Raw genomic sequence first — 16,771 nt, forward strand, 5'->3', positions numbered from 1 at the left:
CGCCGTAGTGTTTTGACAACCGTACGGCGCAAGGCCGCTTGACCCGCATCGGCTTCTTCTGAATGGTTCATCGTGCCGCGGTCAGTGCGGCGGCGGCATGAACCGGACTCATGCTTTCGCGCGCCGATCTGAGCGACCGGCACGCCCAACTCATCGAACTGTCCGACGCACAACGCCGGTGAGCGCGCGCCTCTATCAGCCCTTGACCAGTCCTCCGTCGACCACGAGGTTCTGCCCCGTCACCGCGCGGGCCCACGGCGAAAGAAAGAACAACACCGCATCGGCGAATTCAGCGGGCGTCGTGACTCGACGCAGCGGCGTGAAGCCCGCGACCATATCGAACACGGCTTCGGGCGTCGCCCGGCTGGCATCGGTCGTGCGCAACAGACCGCCCGACACCATGTTCACCGTGATGCCGTCCGGCCCGAGATCGTTCGATGCGGTTCTCGTCAGCGCGAGCAACGCGGCTTTTGCCGCGGTGTAATCGTGATACGGCACGACGGGATTCTGGAACAGATTGGTGCCGACATTCACGATGCGGCCGAAGCCGGCGGCACGCATCGCAGGCAACGCTGCCTGGATCGTGTTGAGCGCGCCTTTGAGCGCACCCTCCATCTGCTGCTGAAAGCGCGCCCATTCGATTTCGCCGAGCTTCGGACGCGCATCGCCATCGAAACTGAAACTGGCGAGTGCATTGTTCACGACGGCATGCACCGGCGCGCCGCTTTTCGTGTGAGCCTCTTCGAAGAGACGCGCGACCGAGCGTTCATCGGTGATATCGGCCTGCACGGCCACGACGCGCGACCCGAGCCTTTCGACGAGCGCTTTCGCCTGCGCTTCGCTGCGGTGATAGTTGATGACGACACTAGCGCCCTCGCGCGCGAGCGCTTCGGTGATCGCCGCACCCAGGCCGCGCGCGCCGCCGGTCACGAGTACGTTCTGTTCAGACAGCAGCATCGAGTTCTCCAAAATGGGTTCGGGAATGGTCGGCGAATTATGCAGGATGACACACGCTTTCGATCCGGTTACGCGTGTGCCGATGGCGGCCATCCCCTGTTCATGAAGAAGCACTATAGTTAAAGCTCACAAAAAGGAGCCACCATGATCTCGTGCAAACGTCACCTCTGGATCCGTGGGGTGCTGGCCGCAACCTTGCTTTACGCCCCGCTCACCCACGCCCAGCTCGGCAACCTGCTCGATCAGAGCAAGAGCGGCGGTGCCGGTGGCGCACTCGGCAATCTCGGCGGGCTGAGCAGCGGTTTATCGCTGGACTCGCTGACCTCCAGCAGTACGGGCAATGTCGCAGGCGTACTCGAGTTCTGCATGAAGAACAACTACCTCGGCGGCGGCGCATCGTCGGTCAAGGACGGACTCATGAGCAAGCTCGGCGGTTCGGCGTCCAGCGACGGCGGATACACCAACGGCGCGAAGGGCATCCTCGATAGCGGCAACGGCAAGCAGGTCGATCTGAGCGGCGGCGGCCTGAAGGAACAAGTCACGAAGCAGGTGTGCGACAAGATTCTCGCGCAGGGAAAATCGTTGCTGTAGACCTTCAACGTTTCGCGTTGAGCCTTCGCCACAAGGTCGTCTTGCTGATGCCGAGCGCCTTGCAGACCGCGTCCCGATCACCGTCGAACGCGGCAAGCGTCGCACGGATCTGATCGGCTTCCATCGAACGGCTCAGGTCGCGCAGCGACACATCCGCGCCGGCTTCGGATCCGATCTCGAACAGTTCGGGCGCGATGGTCTGCAAGTCATCCGGCGTCAATGCGACAGTCCGATCGCGGTCGGTATCCATGTCCGGAATCTCCACCGCGATGCGCTCGACGATGTTCTGCAACTCGCGCACATTGCCCGGCCACGGATAAGCGCGCAGCGCCTGCTCCAGCGGCGCGAGCAGGCGCGCCGCCGCTTCACGTCCTGGCACGCGCAGCGCCAGCATCTTGTCGCGCCGCACGGCCTGCATTAGCAGTTCCGTCGCCAGCGGCAGGATGTCACTGGAGCGCGCGCGCAACGGCGGCAAGGCGATGCTCAGAATATTGATGCGATAGAAAAGATCGGCCCGGAACGATCCATCGGCGACACCATCGGCGAGCGAGCGATGGGTCGCTGCGATCACGCGGATATCGACGCGCGTCGGCTCCGTCGATCCGAGACGGATGACTTCTCGTTCCTGCAGCACGCGCAGCAGGCGGCTTTGCAGCGAAGGCGGCATCTCGCCGATTTCATCGAGAAACAAGGTGCCGCGATGCGCGGCCTCGATCAGGCCCGCTTTGCCGCCCTTGCGCGCGCCCGTGAACGCGCCCTCCTCGTAGCCGAAGAGTTCGCTTTCGAGCAGCGCTTCCGGAAACGCGCCGCAGTTCATCGCGACGAACGGAAAGTCCTTGCGACCGCTCAGCCGATGCATGCTCTGCGCGACCATTTCCTTGCCGGTGCCGCTCTCGCCGAGAATCAGCACGGTGGCATCGGATTTCGCGTAACGGCGCACGAGCGCCTTCACGCGCTCGATCGGCTCCGATTCACCCACGACATCCTCCAGCCGATAGCGCGCGACGAATTCCTGCGCGCCCTGTCGTGATCGCAGCGTCCGGTCGAGCCGCTCGACCGCGCGCGATTCCTGGAACGTGAAGATCGTGCCGCCCGCCGTGCCGTCGCTCGCCAGCGGTCCGCGATGGATCGCGTAACTCACGCCGCGCACCGCGCCGAATACATCGCCGTCGGCGACGGGCAATACGCCATCGAGTTCGGGCGCGACTTCGAGCAGCGCACGGCCGACCGCGCGCGATGCATCGGCGATGCCGAGCGCCGCGACGAGCCGGCGATTGATCGCTTCGATGCGACCGCCCGAATCGACCGCGACGACGCCATCGCGCAAATGCTGCAACAGGTTGTCGAGGCGAATGCGGCGCGCGACTTCATGGCGCATCGCCTGGGCGACTTCCAGTGCGGTCTCGAACGCGGCGACCACGGATGTGCGCGAATACAGGAACACCGAACTCATGCCCGCGTCGGCCGCCAGGTCCGCGACCAGCCCCGGGCCGACCACCACATCGACGCCGCGATCGCGCAGATCGAGCACGAGGCTCTCCGCGTCCTGCGCGGAGCGATACGATTCGCAGATCATGTCGATACCGTACGCGGCGAGAAAGCGGCGTATTTCCGCGGGCGTGTCGCCGTGCGTGACGAGCGCGACGCTCGCGCCCTCGCGCCGCGCCTTCGTGAGCGCGTGCATCACGTCGAAGCCGGTCGGACTGATCACGACGACCGGCACCGACACGCGGCCCTTGAGATAAGCGCCGTTCGAACCGCCCGCCACGACGACATCCGGCCGTTCGTCGCGCGCGGATTCGATGCTGTTCGCGGCGTCTTCGTAGCCGAGCGGGACGACGTCGAGTTCGGCGCGATCAGCATACGCGCCGGCGATATCGATGAATAACGCTCTGAGCCGGCTGATACCGACGGCCCAGATGCGCGGGCGAGACGCAGGTTCGGTTTGCATGGTTCTCTGCACTGAATGAAACGGACGAGTCGCGTCCAGTATGCAACATCCGTTTCAGGTTCGAAATCCGGGATTTCAGTCGTGAAAATGCCAGATGGGCGACCAAAGTTTTTATCTCGCAAAATCAATAGCTTAAACCAACAACAAAAGCTGGCAAGGGATTTGCTTAGTTACGCGGACTTCATCAGGAGACAAACCGTGAGTTCCGAAATCCAGTCCGCACAGACCGCAGGCGCGCGGTTCCGCCAGGCCGTCCGAGACGAATCCCCGCTGCAGGTCGTCGGCGCGATCACCGCGTACGCCGCGAAGATGGCCGAAGCCGTCGGTTTCAAGGCGCTCTATCTGTCCGGCGGCGGCGTGGCCGCGAATTCGCTCGGCATGCCCGACCTCGGCATCAGCACGATGGAAGACGTGCTCATCGACGCGCGCCGCATCACCGACGCGTCCTCGCTGCCGCTGATGGTCGATATCGACACCGGCTGGGGCGGCGCCTTCAACATCGCGCGCACGATCCGCTCGTTCATCAAGGCGGGCGTGGCGGCCGTGCATATCGAGGATCAGGTCGGGCAGAAGCGCTGCGGGCATCGGCCGGGCAAGGAGGTCGTGCCGACCGGCGAGATGGTGGATCGCGTGAAGGCCGCCGTCGATGCGCGCACGGACGAATCGTTCGTCATCATGGCGCGCACCGATGCCGCCGCCGCCGAAGGCATCGATGCCGCGATCGAGCGCGCCATCGCGTATGTCGAAGCGGGCGCGGACATGATCTTCCCCGAAGCGATGAAAACGCTCGACGACTATCGCCGCTTCAAGGCCGCCGTGCGCGTGCCGATCCTCGCGAACCTGACCGAGTTCGGCTCGACGCCCTTGTTCACCGTCGACGAACTGAAGGACGCCAATGTCGATATCGCGTTGTATTGTTGCGGCGCGTATCGTGCGATGAACGCAGCCGCGCTCAACTTCTACGAGACCGTGAAGCGCGACGGCACGCAGAAGGCCGCCGTGGAAACGATGCAGTCGCGCGCCGACCTGTACCAGTATCTCGGCTATCACGCCTACGAAGACAAGCTCGACCAGCTTTTTGCAGCAAAGAAATAACCCTTGTAAAGGAGACGAAATCGATGAGCGAAGCAGACAACAGCACCGCATCCGCAGGCGCATTCAAGCCGAAGAAATCCGTCGCGCTGTCCGGCGTGACCGCGGGCAATACCGCGCTGTGCACGGTCGGCAAGACCGGCAATGACCTGCACTATCGCGGCTATGACATTCTCGATGTCGCGACCACTTCCGAATTCGAAGAGATCGCACATTTGCTCGTGCACGGCAAGCTGCCCAACGCTGCCGAGCTGAAGGCGTACAAGACGAAGCTGAAGGCGTTGCGCGGCCTGCCCGCGAACCTCAAGGCCGCGCTGGAATGGATTCCCGCGTCCGCGCATCCGATGGACGTGATGCGTACCGGCGTGTCCGTGCTCGGCACGCTGCTGCCCGAGAAGGACGATCACAACGTGCCGGGCGCGAAGGACATCGCCGATCGTCTGATGGCCTCGCTCGGCTCGATGCTGCTCTACTGGTATCACTATTCGCACAACGGCAAACGCATCGAAGTCGAAACCGACGACGATTCCATCGGCGGACACTTTCTGCATCTGCTGCATGGCGTGGCGCCCTCGAAGTCGTGGGTCGATGCGATGCATGTGTCGCTCAACCTGTATGCGGAACACGAATTCAATGCGTCGACGTTCACCGCGCGTGTGATCGCGGGCACGGGTTCGGACATGTATTCGGCGATCACCGGCGCCATCGGCGCGCTGCGCGGTCCGAAGCATGGCGGCGCGAACGAAGTCGCGTTCGAAATTCAGTCGCGCTATCAGACGCCCGATGAAGCGGAAAGCGACATCAAGCGGCGCGTCGAAAACAAGGAAGTAGTCATCGGCTTCGGCCACCCCGTGTACACGATCTCCGACCCGCGCAACAAGGTCATCAAGGAAATCGCGAAGAAGCTGTCGAAGGAAGCCAGCGACACGAAGCTTTTCGACATCGCCGAGCGGCTCGAATCGGTGATGTGGGACGCGAAGAAAATGTTCCCGAACCTCGACTGGTTCAGCGCTGTTTCGTATCACATGATGGGCGTGCCCACGGCCATGTTCACGCCGCTGTTCGTGATCTCGCGCACCTCGGGATGGGCGGCGCACATCATCGAGCAACGCATCGACAACAAGATCATCCGGCCCAGTGCGAATTACACCGGACCGGACAATCTCGAGTTCGTCCCGCTGGCAAAACGTGCGTAAGAAGTTCAGGCCCCGCTGCCGCACAGGGCGGTGGGGCTTTTTTATGGGCAAGCGCCTAAAATAGCCCGAATGATCAAACGAAGGGGTCGCCCCCACAATACCCTTCGAGCGTGGCATCTGAAAGACCATGCAATGACCGAGACACCGCGATGAATACTGCAAACCGCAAACCCCTGCCCGGCTCCTCGCTCGAGTACTTCGACGCGCGCGCGGCCGTCGAAGCCATCGCGCCCGGCGCCTACGACACACTGCCCTACACCTCGCGCGTGCTCGCGGAGAATCTCGTGCGCCGCTGCGATCCGGCGATCCTCGAACAATCGCTGATGCAGCTCGTCGAAAGGAAGCGGGAGCGCGATTTCCCGTGGTTCCCGGCGCGCGTCGTGTGTCACGACATTCTCGGACAGACCGCGCTCGTCGATCTCGCGGGCCTGCGCGATGCGATTGCGGACCAGGGCGGCGATCCCGCGAAGGTTAATCCCGTGGTGCCGGTGCAGCTCATCGTCGATCATTCGCTCGCGGTCGAATGCGGCGGCTTCGATCCGGACGCGTTCGCGAAGAACCGCGCGATCGAGGACCGGCGCAACGAGGATCGCTTCGATTTCATCAACTGGACCAAGAAGGCATTCAAAAATGTCGAGGTGATTCCGCCGGGCAACGGGATCATGCATCAGATCAATCTGGAGCGCATGTCGCCGGTCATTCACGCGGTCGATGGCGTCGCGTATCCGGACACGCTCGTCGGCACCGACAGTCACACGCCGCACGTCGATGCGCTCGGCGTGATCGCGATCGGCGTGGGCGGGCTCGAAGCCGAGAACGTGATGCTCGGCCGCGCGTCGTGGATGCGCCTGCCGGATATCGTCGGCGTCGAGCTTTCGGGCAAGCGCCAGCCGGGCATCACCGCAACCGATATCGTGCTCGCGCTCACCGAATTCCTCCGCAAGGAAAAAGTCGTCGGCGCGTATCTCGAGTTCTATGGCGAAGGCGCTTCGAGCCTCACGCTCGGCGACCGCGCGACGATCTCGAACATGGCGCCCGAATACGGCGCGACCGCCGCGATGTTCTATATCGACGAGCAGACGATCGAGTATCTGCGTCTCACCGGCCGCGAAGACAGGCAAGTGAGCCTCGTCGAGCAATACGCAAAGACCGCCGGACTGTGGGCCGATTCGCTGACGCGCGCCGAATACGAACGCGTGCTCCGCTTCGATCTGTCGAGTGTCGTACGCAATATGGCCGGACCGTCGAATCCGCACAAACGCCTGCCTGTTTCCGAACTCGCGACGCGCGGCATCGCGGGCAAATGGGACGACACGCCCGGACAGATGCCGGACGGCGCGGTGATCATCGCCGCGATCACGAGCTGCACCAACACCAGCAATCCGCGCAACGTGATCGCCGCGGCGCTGCTCGCGCGCAATGCGAATGCGCAAGGTCTCACGCGCAAGCCGTGGGTGAAGTCGTCGTTGGCGCCGGGCTCGAAAGCGGTCGAACTGTATCTGCAGGAAGCGGGCTTGCTGCCGGATCTGGAGCGGCTCGGCTTCGGCATCGTCGCGTTCGCATGCACGACGTGCAACGGCATGTCCGGCGCGCTCGACCCCGCGATCCAGCAGGAAATCATCGATCGCGATCTGTACGCGACCGCCGTGCTCTCCGGCAATCGCAACTTCGATGGCCGCATCCACCCGTATGCGAAGCAGGCGTTTCTCGCGTCGCCGCCGCTCGTCGTCGCGTATGCGATCGCGGGCACGATCCGCTTCGACATCGAACGCGATGCGCTCGGCATCGGCGCGAACGGCCAGCCCGTGTATCTGAAAGACATCTGGCCGAGCGACGAGGAAATCGACGCCATCGTCAAACAAAGCGTGAAGCCCGAGCAGTTCCGCAAGGTCTATGAGCCGATGTTCGCGCTGACTCCTGCAAGCGGCGAAGCCATCAGCCCGCTCTACGACTGGCGCGCGCAAAGCACGTACATCCGCCGTCCGCCATATTGGGAAGGCGCGCTCGCGGGTGAACGCACGCTCACGGGAATGCGCCCGCTCGCCGTGCTCGGCGACAACATCACGACGGACCATCTCTCGCCGTCCAACGCGATCCTCGCGAACAGCGCGGCGGGCGAATACCTCGCAAAAATGGGCTTGCCCGAAGAGGACTTCAATTCATACGCGACGCATCGCGGCGATCATCTGACGGCGCAGCGCGCGACCTTCGCGAATCCGACGCTCATCAACGAAATGGCCGTCGTCGATGGCCAGGTGAAAAATGGCTCGCTCGCGCGCATCGAGCCAGAAGGCAAGGTCACGCGCATGTGGGAAGCGATCGAAACCTACATGGCGCGCAAGCAGCCGCTGATCATCGTCGCGGGCGCGGATTACGGGCAAGGCTCGTCGCGCGACTGGGCCGCAAAGGGCGTGCGGCTCGCGGGCGTCGAAGCGATCGTCGCGGAAGGATTCGAGCGCATTCACCGCACGAACCTGATCGGCATGGGCGTGCTGCCGCTCGAATTCAAGCCGGGCGCGAATCGCCAGACGTTCGGCATCGACGGCACCGAGACGTTCGACGTGATCGGCGAACGCAAGCCGCGCGCGGATCTCACGCTGATCGTTCATCGCGCGAACGGCGAGCGTGTCGAAGTGCCGGTGACCTGCCGGCTCGACACGGCCGAGGAAGTCTCGATCTACGAAGCCGGCGGCGTGCTGCAACGCTTCGCACAGGACTTTCTTGAATCGTCGAAAGAAGCGGCCTGACAACGTACGGAGACCGAACCCCATGGCACATGCACCACAGATCAAGATCGCCGCGACCTACATGCGCGGCGGCACCAGCAAGGGCGTTTTCTTCCGCCTGAACGATTTGCCCGAAGCGGCGCGCGTGCCCGGCCCCGCGCGCGATGCGCTCTTTTTGCGCGTCATCGGCAGCCCGGACCCGTATGGCAAGCAGATCGACGGCATGGGTGGCGCGACGTCGAGCACGAGCAAGACGGTCATCGTGTCGAAGAGCACGCGGCCCGGTCATGACGTCGACTATCTCTTCGGCCAGGTTGCCATCGACAAGCCGTTCGTCGACTGGAGCGGCAATTGCGGCAATCTCTCCGCAGCGGTCGGACCGTTCGCGATCGCGAGCGGCCTCGTCGATCCGGAGCGCGTGCCGGACAACGGTATCGCTATCGTGCGGATCTGGCAGGCGAACATCGGCAAGACGATCATCGCGCATGTGCCGATGACGAGCGGCGCCGTGCAGGAAACCGGCGACTTCGAACTGGACGGCGTGACCTTCCCGGCCGCCGAAGTGCAACTCGAATTCCTCGATCCGGCAGCGGAAGAAGAAGGCGCGGAAGGCGCGATGATGTTCCCGACAGGCAATCTCGTCGACGACCTCGAAGTGCCAGGTATCGGCACCTTCAAGGCGACGATGATCAACGCGGGCATTCCGACGATCTTCGTGAACGCGGACGCCATCGGCTACAAGGGCACGGAGCTTCAGGACGCGATCAACGGCGACGACGCGGCGCTGAAGCGCTTCGAGACCATCCGTGCGTACGGCGCGCTGCGCATGGGGCTGATCAGGAACCTCGACGAAATCGCCAAACGCCAGCACACGCCGAAGATCGCGTTCGTCGCGCGCCCGACGGAGTACGTCGCATCGAGCGGCAAGCGCATCGGCGCGGACGATGTCGATGTGCTCGTGCGCGCGATGTCGATGGGCAAGCTGCATCACGCGATGATGGGCACGGCTGCCGTCGCGATCGGCACGGCGGCGGCGATTCCGGGCACGCTCGTCAACCTCGCTGCGGGCGGCGGCGAGCGGCAGTCGGTGCGCTTCGGCCATCCTTCGGGCACGTTGCGCGTGGGTGCGGAGGCGGTCGAATCGAACGGCGAGTGGCAGGTGAAGAAAGCCATCATGAGCCGCAGCGCACGCGTGCTGATGGAAGGCCGCGTGTGCGTTCCCGACGTGCTGATGGACTGAGTCAAGCCAGCCGGTACACCTTCGCCACTGTTCCTCTGAATAGCGCCTCCCGCTCACCGTCACTGGCCTGAGCGGTCAGGCGCTTGAACGCGTTCCAGCCATTACTGAACGGATACGAGCCTTTATCCACGGGGAAATTGCTCTCGAACATGCAGCGGTCCGCGCCGAAAGCCTCGATGCAGGTGTGCATCCAGGGCTTCCACGCATCCGCGAGTTGGGTCGATGATGGCGGCCGCTCGCCCTTATCGAAGTCGAAGCCGTTGATGCGCATCCCGAGGCCACCGATCTTCACATGAACGTTGGGCAACTGCGCGAGTTCACGCATGGAGCGTGACCATGTATCGAATACTTCCTTGCGTTGATCCGTATAGCTCGCAATGCGTACGACGCCACCGCAGTGATTGACGATGACCGGCGTATCCGGAAATGCCCTGGCGAGATCGAATAGCTCGGGCAGTTGCGGAAAGAACAGCCACGCATCGTAAGACAGGCCCAACGCTCCGAGTTGCGCCACGCCCGCGCGATAGGTGGGATCGAGCAACAGCCCACGCGGCGCGGCCGACAGAGGATTCACGAGCGAAGTGTCCGCGTCCCACGTCACGAGATGCCGTACGCCGCGCAAGCGTCCATCGCCGGCCTGAAGCTCGGCCTCCAGCACGTCGCGAACGGCCGCACCGCGACGAAGATCCGCAAATCCGACGATCCCCTTCGCGACCTGAGGCCCGCTCTGTTGCAACGGAGCCGTCACGCCGGCCACGTACTCGATTTCGCCCGCCGGTCGCAACTGCTCCGGGCCGGACGCTCTATAACGCGTCAACGCCTGCATGTACACCGACGCGGTGATGTTGTGACCTGAACGCGCATCCTGAAGGTACTCGTCGAGCAGATAGGTCCAGCCCGCGCGCTCATAAAAATGATGATGCGCATCGATGATCGGCATATCCGGTTCGAGCGCGGCTTCGGTGCCGGACGCGAGCCATTGCGCGCGAACGGGCAGATAGTTGCTGGTCGTGCTCATGGTGCGTGTTTCCTCTTTTGCCCACGCCCGTCGCGAAGCGATGGCCGGAATGACGATGGATGCCGCTGCCGCGCGGAGAAGCTGGCGTCGCCGGGACGAATGAGGCGTCTTCATCTTCATTCCCCCTGGTTGAACGCGAACAGCGAAAGCGTCAGCAAGGTCGTGATCGCCAGCACGACGGACAGGCCGATCATGCCCGCTGTAAAGGTGCCGAAGCTGTCCTTGAGATAGCCTACGAGATACGGCCCGGCAAAGCCGCCCAGCGCGCCGATGGAGTTGATGAGCGCCAGCCCGCCGGCGGCGGCTTGCCCCGAGAGAAACCTCGCCGGCAACGTATAGAAGATCGTGCGGCCCGCGATGGTGCCGATGAGCGCCAGCGTGATGCCGGTCATCGCCGGGACCAGTTGCTGAAAGTAAGTCGATACGCCGAGCGCCACGGCGCCGATCAAAAGACCCGCCGCCAGATTCGCGATGTGTCCGCCGCGCCGATCCACACGCCTGGCCCACCAGAGCAGCGCGATCGTCGCGAAGAAATAAGGCACTGCGGACACCCAGCCGGTTTGCGTCACGCTCATGCCGTGCGCCTTGAGCATCTGCGGCAACCAGATGCCGATACCGTATGAGCCCATCGTGAAGCCGAAGGAGATCATCGCGAGGAGGTACATTCGCACGTCCTTCAACGCGGCGCCAAAGTGCTTTTTCTTCTGGCTCGCCGAGCCTTCGCGGTCGAAGGCGCGCTGAAGAGCCTGGCGTTCGGCCGACGAGAGCCACTTCGCATCGGCGGGTTTGTCCGCCAGCATCTTCAACACGAGGAAGCCCAGCAGACATGCGGGCAGGCCTTCGACGATGAACATCCATTTCCAGCCCGCCAGACCCAGCACGCCATCCATCTTGAGAAGCCAGGTGGAAAGCGGACCACCGATGAGCGACGAAAGCGGCGTGGAAACGGTGAACCACGCGAGCACGCGCGTGCGATAGCTCGCCGGAAACCAGACCGCGAGAAAGAAGATCACGCCCGGAAAAAAGCCCGCTTCGCCGATGCCCAGCAGCAGCCGGATCGCATAGAAGCTCGTCGGCCCCACGGCGAGCGCCGTCGCCGCCGCGAAGAAGCCCCACGTGATCATGATGCGGGCAAGCCAGCGTCGCGCGCCGAACCGATACAAGGCGAGATTGCTCGGCACCTCGCAAATGCAGTAACCCGCGAACATGATGCCCGCGCCCCAGCCGAACTGCGTCGCTGTCAGGCCGAGATCGCGATTCATCGTCAGCGCGGCAAAGCCCACGCTGGTGCGATCCAGATAGTTGAAGAAATACGCGAGCGCGAGCAGCGGTATGAAGCGCCACGCGGCCTTCCTTACCGCCTGCTGTTCGAGCGTGGCGTCGACGGGACTATCGGCCGTCATGTTCGAGGAAATGGATGTCATGGTTGTCTCCGGACGAATCACTGGCCGAGCGAAGCCCTGCCGGTCCGCGCGGCGCAGTGATTCTTTATGTGCGTTGATTTCAGGCGCTGGCGAGTTCGTTTGCCGACGGATTCGATGTATCGCCCGGCTGACGGTCCCGACATTTCACGACGCCAGCCTCGGTCAGTTGCCTGAGGTCTTCCGCCGTATATCCGAGTTGCAGCAGCAGCGCCTGCGTGTCCTGTCCGAGCGACGGTGGCGCTGCACGCAAGCGCAGGCGCTCGCCATCGAGCGTCAAGGGCAGCAACGCCGTCTTGGTGGCGACCGGCTGACCGGCGCCGCTCGCGTCGGGCGGCAAGGTCACGTCGGCGAGGCCGCCGGTTGCGAGCAGATGAGGATCGTCGAAGAGATCCTGAGGCTTCGTGATGGGCGCATACGGCAAGCCGCAGCGTTCGAAGATGGCGCTGATCTCGGCGGCGGTGAACGCCTCCATGTGCCTGCGAAGCTCGGGCAACAACCACTCGCGGGCCTGCACACGCTGGTTATTGGTCGCGATCCGCTCGTCGGACTTGAGCGCGCTCAGGCCGAATGCATCGCAGAACAGCGCCCACTGCGTGTCCGATACGACCGCCAGAAAGATCTGCTCGCCGTTCTTCACCGAGAACACGTCGTAGACGGCCCACGCTGAAATGCGGCTCGGCATCGGCGCTGCGGCGTTGCCGGTCACGGCAAACTGCATCATGTGCTGAGCCACGAGAAAGACGTTGTTTTCGAACAGCGCGCTCTGCACTTCCTGGCCCCGGCCAGTGCGCTCGCGTTGAGCGAGCGCGGCCATCGCGCCGATCGCGCCGAACATCCCGCCCATGATGTCGTTGACGCTCGTCCCCGCGCGCAGCGGACGGCCTTCCGGTCCCGTCATGTACGCGAGACCGCCCATCATCTGCACGACTTCATCGAGCGCCGTGCGGTGATCGTAGGGACCGGGCAGGAAGCCCTTGTGCGACACATAGATCAGGCGCGGATTGAGCGTCGACAACGCGGCGTAACCGAGGCCGAGCCTGTTCATCGTGCCGCTCTTGAAATTCTCGCTGAAGACATCGGCGCCCGCGAGCAGCTTATGGACGATCTCGATCCCGCGTGGATCCTTCACATCCACCGCGATGCTCTTCTTGTTGCGGTTGAACGTGCTGAAGAAGCCCGCGCCGGACCCTCGCAGCGCGCGCGTGCTGTCGCCGGCGATCGGTTCGATCTTGATCACCTCCGCGCCGAGATCCGCGAGCACCATGCCGCATGTCGGGCCCATGACCATATGCGTCATCTCGACGACGCGCACGCCACCGTACGGCAAAGACGAGTTCACTTGTGCTTCGCTCATTGCGCGGCTCCCAGCAGACATCCTTCCGGTTGCGGCGCGCTCGGTGCGCGCCCGTCTGCGTAGGCGAATCCCTTGGGCAGTCCCGCGTCCTGCACATGACCATAGAGCGCGTCGCCCGGCAGCGCTTCGGTGAGAATCGCGCGCGCGGCAATGAGTCTGTCGATGTCCACGCCGGTGTCGTAGCCCATTGCCTCGAGCAGGAAAGCGAGGTCTTCGGTGACGATGTTGCCGGTCGCACCCGGCGCATACGGACAGCCGCCGAGACCCGCCTGACTCGAATCGATCGTGGTGACGCCCGCATCGAGCGCCGCGACGACGTTCGCCAGTCCCTGCCCGCGCGTATTGTGAAAGTGCGCCCCACCGGCCTTGCTGCCGACTTCGGCTTGCAGCCGGCGGAACATGCGCCGGACCTGAACGGGATTGGCGTATCCGCTGGTATCGGAAAGACCGATCTCGTCCACGCCGCACTCGGCCATAGCCAGGCAGATTCGCATCGTCTGGTCGTCGGGCACCGTGCCGGCGATCGTGCAGCCGAACGCAACCGACACGCCCGCCTCGATCTGCACGCCGCGAAACTGCTCATCGCGCAGGGCGACGATGTTGCGAACCTCGTCGATCATCTGCGCAGTCGTCTTGCGGATGTTGGCCATCGAATGTTCATCGGTGACCGAGACGGGCAGCGTGATCTTGTGCACGCCTGCTTCGAATGCGCTGCGGGCGCCGCGCAGATTGGGCGTCAGAACGGCCACATGCAGGCCTGGAATCGAGAGCGCGTGTCGCACGACCTCGCGGACGTCCGCCATCTGCGGCAGCAACGCCGGCGGCACGAACGAGCCCACCTCCACTTCCTTCAGGCCCGCTGCGGCCAGCGCTGAAATCCATCGCAGTTTCGCCGCCGTCGGCATGACGCGCCTGATGCTCTGAAGACCGTCGCGCGGTCCGACTTCGCTGATCAGGATGGTTCGTTCCGAATGACTCAAGATCACCTCCAAAGTTCTATCTGATAGACCTGTGTTCTGTTGAAAAGAACTATAGGCGCGTGACATAAGGTCGTTAAGACGGGTAAACCCCTGAAATTGTGTTTTTTAGAACTTGAGTTCTGCCTGATGAAACCGTAGAGTGACGGCATGTTTCGCTGACAAGGAACGACGCCGTGGCTGTACACGCAGATGCGACACCCGAATCCACGACCGACAGTTCGAGCGGCGTTGCCGTCCTCGATCGAGCGTTCGCCATTCTCAACGCGTTCGGACCGACCGACGACCGCCTGACGCTCACCGAGCTTTCACGGCGGACCGGTCTTTACAAGAGCACGGTCTTGCGCCTGCTCGGCGCGCTGGAGCACGGCGGATATATACGCAAGCTGAGCGACGGGCAATACGCGATCGGTCACCAGCCATTGCGCCTTGCCACGCTGTATCAGCGATCCTTCCAGGTCGGCCCTGCGATCGAACCGTTGCTTCAGCAGTTGAGCCGCGATCTCGGCGAAACCGCGTCCTTCTATGTGCGGCAGGGCGATCAGCGCCTCGTGCTGTATCGCGTCGAACCGTCGCGAAGCGTGCGGGTGTCGATCAGGGTCGGAGAGGAGTTCGCGATCGACAAGGGCGCGTCAGGCAAAGTCCTGCTCGCCTTCACCGAAACGCAGGACCCACGCTGGGATGAGGTGCGCGAGCAGCTCTGGGCAGTCTCATACGGTGAGCGCGATCCCGAAACGGCATCGACTTCGGTACCCGTCTTCGATTCGACGGGAGCGCTGATGGGTGCGCTGACCTTGTCGGGGCCCAAAGGCCGCTTCGATGCGCCCGCGACCATCAGGGTCGCGCTGGCAAGTCTGCTCGACAGCGCGAAGCGCGCCACCATCGCACTCGGCGGCAAGGGCGCGCGCTACGATGCGAGCATTGCAAGGCTGGCTCAGGAAGATTCCGACGGCGCGGACGGTGACGAGCCTTGAGCCGCACGATGCCGCGCGAGAAAGCGGTCCAGTTGTCCGGCGAACGTTTTGCTATCGTTCGCGGAGTAAGGCGCGGGACCGCCTGTCTCCACGCCCGAGCCGCGCAGCTGATCCATCACGTCGCGCATCGTGAGACGTTCCTGGATATTCTCGCGATTGAACCAGTTGCCGCGCGGATCGAGCACATGAGCGCCTTTTTCGAGCGCGGCGGCGGCAAGCGGAATGTCCGCCGTAATCACGAGATCGCCGCTTTCGACCAGTTCGACGATGCGGTCATCGGCGGCATCGAAGCCCGCTGGCACCTGTAGCGCCTTGATGAAGCGCGAAGGCGGCGTGCGCAGGTATTGATTCGCGACCAGCGTGACGCACACTTCGACGCGCCGCGCGGCCCGAAAGAGAATCTCCTTGACGGCAAACGGACAGGCGTCCGCATCGACTAGCACTTGCATCGAAGCATTTCCGATAAAGAGAGAGATCAACGATGTTACTGCTTGTCTGACTCCGGCGCGAACCTCATCAAAGCACCGCCGCCTCGTGCGCCTTCACCAGATCCGCCATGTTGTCGAAGCGGAAATCGATGTTCGGCTGCGCACCGGGGTCCATCGTCGCGCCGAAGCCCGGCTGCGAATGACGGCGATAAATCCAGCACGACGCAAGCCCGAATCCATTGGCGGGCTTGTGATCGTGAAAGAGACTTTCGGCAGTGTGCAGGATCGTCTCCTTGCGGATGCCGCGCTCGCCCAGCTTCTCCAGCATGTATTCGAAATTGCGCGGCGAGGGCTTGTAGGAACCGATATCTTCCGCCGTGAAGATCGCATCGAATTCCACTTTCAGCTTCGCATTGCTATGCGTGAAGCTCTCGTTGTCGACATTCGACAGAATCACCAGCTTGTAATGCTGCTTCAGATATCGCAGCGCGTCCGCCGAATCCGCGAACGCAGGCCAGTCGCGAATGGACCGGCCATATGCAAGGCATTCCTCGTGCGTGTACGACACGCGCCATTCCTCGGCCAGCCGTTTATAGACGATAGCCAGCAACTCCTGATACCTCTTGCCCGGCGTGTATCGCTGTTGCGACGACTCGTGACGCGCATGCGCCTCCAGCACCTGATCGCGTGTCAGCGCAGGTTCGACGCGATCAAGCAGCGCGCGCAGCCCTTCGAAAATACCCGTTTCCCAATCGATCAGCGTGCCGTAGCAGTCGAAGGTCAGCGTGTCAAAGTCGGTCAGTTTCACATTCGCTCCTGTCAGTCGATCAGATGCCATGTTAC

Annotated in this window: 14 protein-coding genes; 6 read left to right on the top strand and 8 right to left on the bottom strand. The window is 63.3% G+C overall.

Annotation, left to right across the window (positions count from 1 at the left end):
• Positions 1 to 195: 195 nt before the first annotated feature.
• Positions 196 to 957 (bottom strand): 3-oxoacyl-ACP reductase, encoded by a 762-nt coding sequence (locus BTHE68_RS26075; protein ID WP_162069220.1) that lies wholly within the window; start codon positions 955 to 957, stop codon positions 196 to 198.
• Between the two features lie 144 nt (positions 958 to 1,101).
• On the opposite strand from BTHE68_RS26075, the gene BTHE68_RS26080 reads away from it, so the two are divergent.
• Complete coding sequence (locus BTHE68_RS26080; RefSeq protein ID WP_061178732.1) at positions 1,102 to 1,548, top strand: YjjA family protein; 447 nt, start codon at positions 1,102 to 1,104, stop codon at positions 1,546 to 1,548.
• A 4-nt stretch (positions 1,549 to 1,552) separates the two neighbouring features.
• Here the strand turns inward: BTHE68_RS26080 and prpR are convergent, their stop codons facing one another.
• Positions 1,553 to 3,499, bottom strand: coding sequence for a propionate catabolism operon regulatory protein PrpR (gene prpR / locus BTHE68_RS26085; protein ID WP_162069221.1), 1,947 nt, complete (start codon positions 3,497 to 3,499; stop codon positions 1,553 to 1,555).
• A gap of 198 nt (positions 3,500 to 3,697) precedes the next feature.
• On the opposite strand from prpR, the gene prpB reads away from it, so the two are divergent.
• The 4 genes from prpB (at position 3,698) to prpF (ending at position 9,753) form a co-directional block, all read left to right on the top strand.
• Positions 3,698 to 4,594, top strand: coding sequence for a methylisocitrate lyase (prpB, locus tag BTHE68_RS26090; protein ID WP_162069222.1), 897 nt, complete (start codon positions 3,698 to 3,700; stop codon positions 4,592 to 4,594).
• Positions 4,595 to 4,617: 23 nt separating this feature from the next.
• A complete protein-coding gene (gene prpC / locus BTHE68_RS26095) occupies positions 4,618 to 5,787 on the top strand; it encodes a bifunctional 2-methylcitrate synthase/citrate synthase (RefSeq protein WP_162069223.1) in 1,170 nt (389 codons plus the stop codon).
• A gap of 149 nt (positions 5,788 to 5,936) precedes the next feature.
• Positions 5,937 to 8,534, top strand: coding sequence for a Fe/S-dependent 2-methylisocitrate dehydratase AcnD (gene acnD / locus BTHE68_RS26100; RefSeq protein WP_162069224.1), 2,598 nt, complete (start codon positions 5,937 to 5,939; stop codon positions 8,532 to 8,534).
• A gap of 22 nt (positions 8,535 to 8,556) precedes the next feature.
• The gene (gene prpF, locus BTHE68_RS26105; RefSeq protein ID WP_162069225.1) at positions 8,557 to 9,753 is read left to right on the top strand and encodes a 2-methylaconitate cis-trans isomerase PrpF; all 1,197 of its coding nucleotides are present in this window, start codon (positions 8,557 to 8,559) and stop codon (positions 9,751 to 9,753) included.
• Position 9,754: 1 nt separating this feature from the next.
• Here prpF and BTHE68_RS26110 read toward each other — a convergent pair whose 3' ends face one another.
• The 4 genes from BTHE68_RS26110 to BTHE68_RS26125 all read right to left on the bottom strand — a co-directional run bounded on the left by BTHE68_RS26110 (position 9,755) and on the right by BTHE68_RS26125 (position 14,529).
• Positions 9,755 to 10,885 carry an amidohydrolase family protein gene (locus BTHE68_RS26110; RefSeq protein ID WP_162069226.1) on the bottom strand — a complete coding sequence of 377 codons (1,131 nt, stop codon included), beginning with the start codon at positions 10,883 to 10,885 and terminating at the stop codon, positions 9,755 to 9,757.
• Between the two features lie 2 nt (positions 10,886 to 10,887).
• Positions 10,888 to 12,195 carry an MFS transporter gene (locus tag BTHE68_RS26115; RefSeq protein WP_162069227.1) on the bottom strand — a complete coding sequence of 436 codons (1,308 nt, stop codon included), beginning with the start codon at positions 12,193 to 12,195 and terminating at the stop codon, positions 10,888 to 10,890.
• 79 nt (positions 12,196 to 12,274) lie between these two features.
• Complete coding sequence (locus BTHE68_RS26120; RefSeq protein WP_162069228.1) at positions 12,275 to 13,549, bottom strand: CaiB/BaiF CoA transferase family protein; 1,275 nt, start codon at positions 13,547 to 13,549, stop codon at positions 12,275 to 12,277.
• Positions 13,546 to 14,529, bottom strand: a complete 984-nt coding sequence (locus BTHE68_RS26125; protein ID WP_232078127.1) for a hydroxymethylglutaryl-CoA lyase — start codon at positions 14,527 to 14,529, stop codon at positions 13,546 to 13,548. The genes BTHE68_RS26120 and BTHE68_RS26125 overlap by 4 nt, the downstream gene beginning before the upstream one ends.
• 173 nt (positions 14,530 to 14,702) lie before the next feature.
• Here BTHE68_RS26125 and BTHE68_RS26130 point away from each other — a divergent pair, with 173 nt between their 5' ends.
• Complete coding sequence (locus BTHE68_RS26130; protein ID WP_162069230.1) at positions 14,703 to 15,500, top strand: IclR family transcriptional regulator; 798 nt, start codon at positions 14,703 to 14,705, stop codon at positions 15,498 to 15,500.
• Here BTHE68_RS26130 and BTHE68_RS26135 read toward each other — a convergent pair.
• Together BTHE68_RS26135 and BTHE68_RS26140 are read right to left on the bottom strand one after the other, a co-directional pair.
• Positions 15,461 to 15,949, bottom strand: a complete 489-nt coding sequence (locus BTHE68_RS26135) for a YaiI/YqxD family protein (RefSeq protein WP_162069231.1) — start codon at positions 15,947 to 15,949, stop codon at positions 15,461 to 15,463. The two genes, BTHE68_RS26130 and BTHE68_RS26135, sit on opposite strands and share 40 nt — an antisense overlap.
• Before the next feature lie 67 nt (positions 15,950 to 16,016).
• Positions 16,017 to 16,736 (bottom strand): haloacid dehalogenase type II, encoded by a 720-nt coding sequence (locus tag BTHE68_RS26140; protein WP_162069232.1) that lies wholly within the window; start codon positions 16,734 to 16,736, stop codon positions 16,017 to 16,019.
• Between the last annotated feature and the right edge of the window lie 35 nt (positions 16,737 to 16,771).

The organism is Burkholderia sp. THE68, from assembly GCF_009938265.1.
GTDB lineage: Bacteria > Pseudomonadota > Gammaproteobacteria > Burkholderiales > Burkholderiaceae > Caballeronia.

What these genes read in the sequence shown, in the direction of transcription:
- prpR (WP_162069221.1), bottom strand. Translation starts at nt 3,499, where the DNA reads ATGCAAACCGAACCTGCGTCTCGCCCGCGCATCTGGGCCGTCGGTATC.
- BTHE68_RS26115 (WP_162069227.1), bottom strand. Translation starts at nt 12,195, where the DNA reads ATGACATCCATTTCCTCGAACATGACGGCCGATAGTCCCGTCGACGCC.
- BTHE68_RS26075 (WP_162069220.1), bottom strand. Translation starts at nt 957, where the DNA reads ATGCTGCTGTCTGAACAGAACGTACTCGTGACCGGCGGCGCGCGCGGC.
- BTHE68_RS26080 (WP_061178732.1), top strand. Translation starts at nt 1,102, where the DNA reads ATGATCTCGTGCAAACGTCACCTCTGGATCCGTGGGGTGCTGGCCGCA.
- acnD (WP_162069224.1), top strand. Translation starts at nt 5,937, where the DNA reads ATGAATACTGCAAACCGCAAACCCCTGCCCGGCTCCTCGCTCGAGTAC.
- prpC (WP_162069223.1), top strand. Translation starts at nt 4,618, where the DNA reads ATGAGCGAAGCAGACAACAGCACCGCATCCGCAGGCGCATTCAAGCCG.
- BTHE68_RS26135 (WP_162069231.1), bottom strand. Translation starts at nt 15,949, where the DNA reads ATGCAAGTGCTAGTCGATGCGGACGCCTGTCCGTTTGCCGTCAAGGAG.
- BTHE68_RS26110 (WP_162069226.1), bottom strand. Translation starts at nt 10,885, where the DNA reads ATGAAGACGCCTCATTCGTCCCGGCGACGCCAGCTTCTCCGCGCGGCA.
- BTHE68_RS26120 (WP_162069228.1), bottom strand. Translation starts at nt 13,549, where the DNA reads ATGAGCGAAGCACAAGTGAACTCGTCTTTGCCGTACGGTGGCGTGCGC.
- prpF (WP_162069225.1), top strand. Translation starts at nt 8,557, where the DNA reads ATGGCACATGCACCACAGATCAAGATCGCCGCGACCTACATGCGCGGC.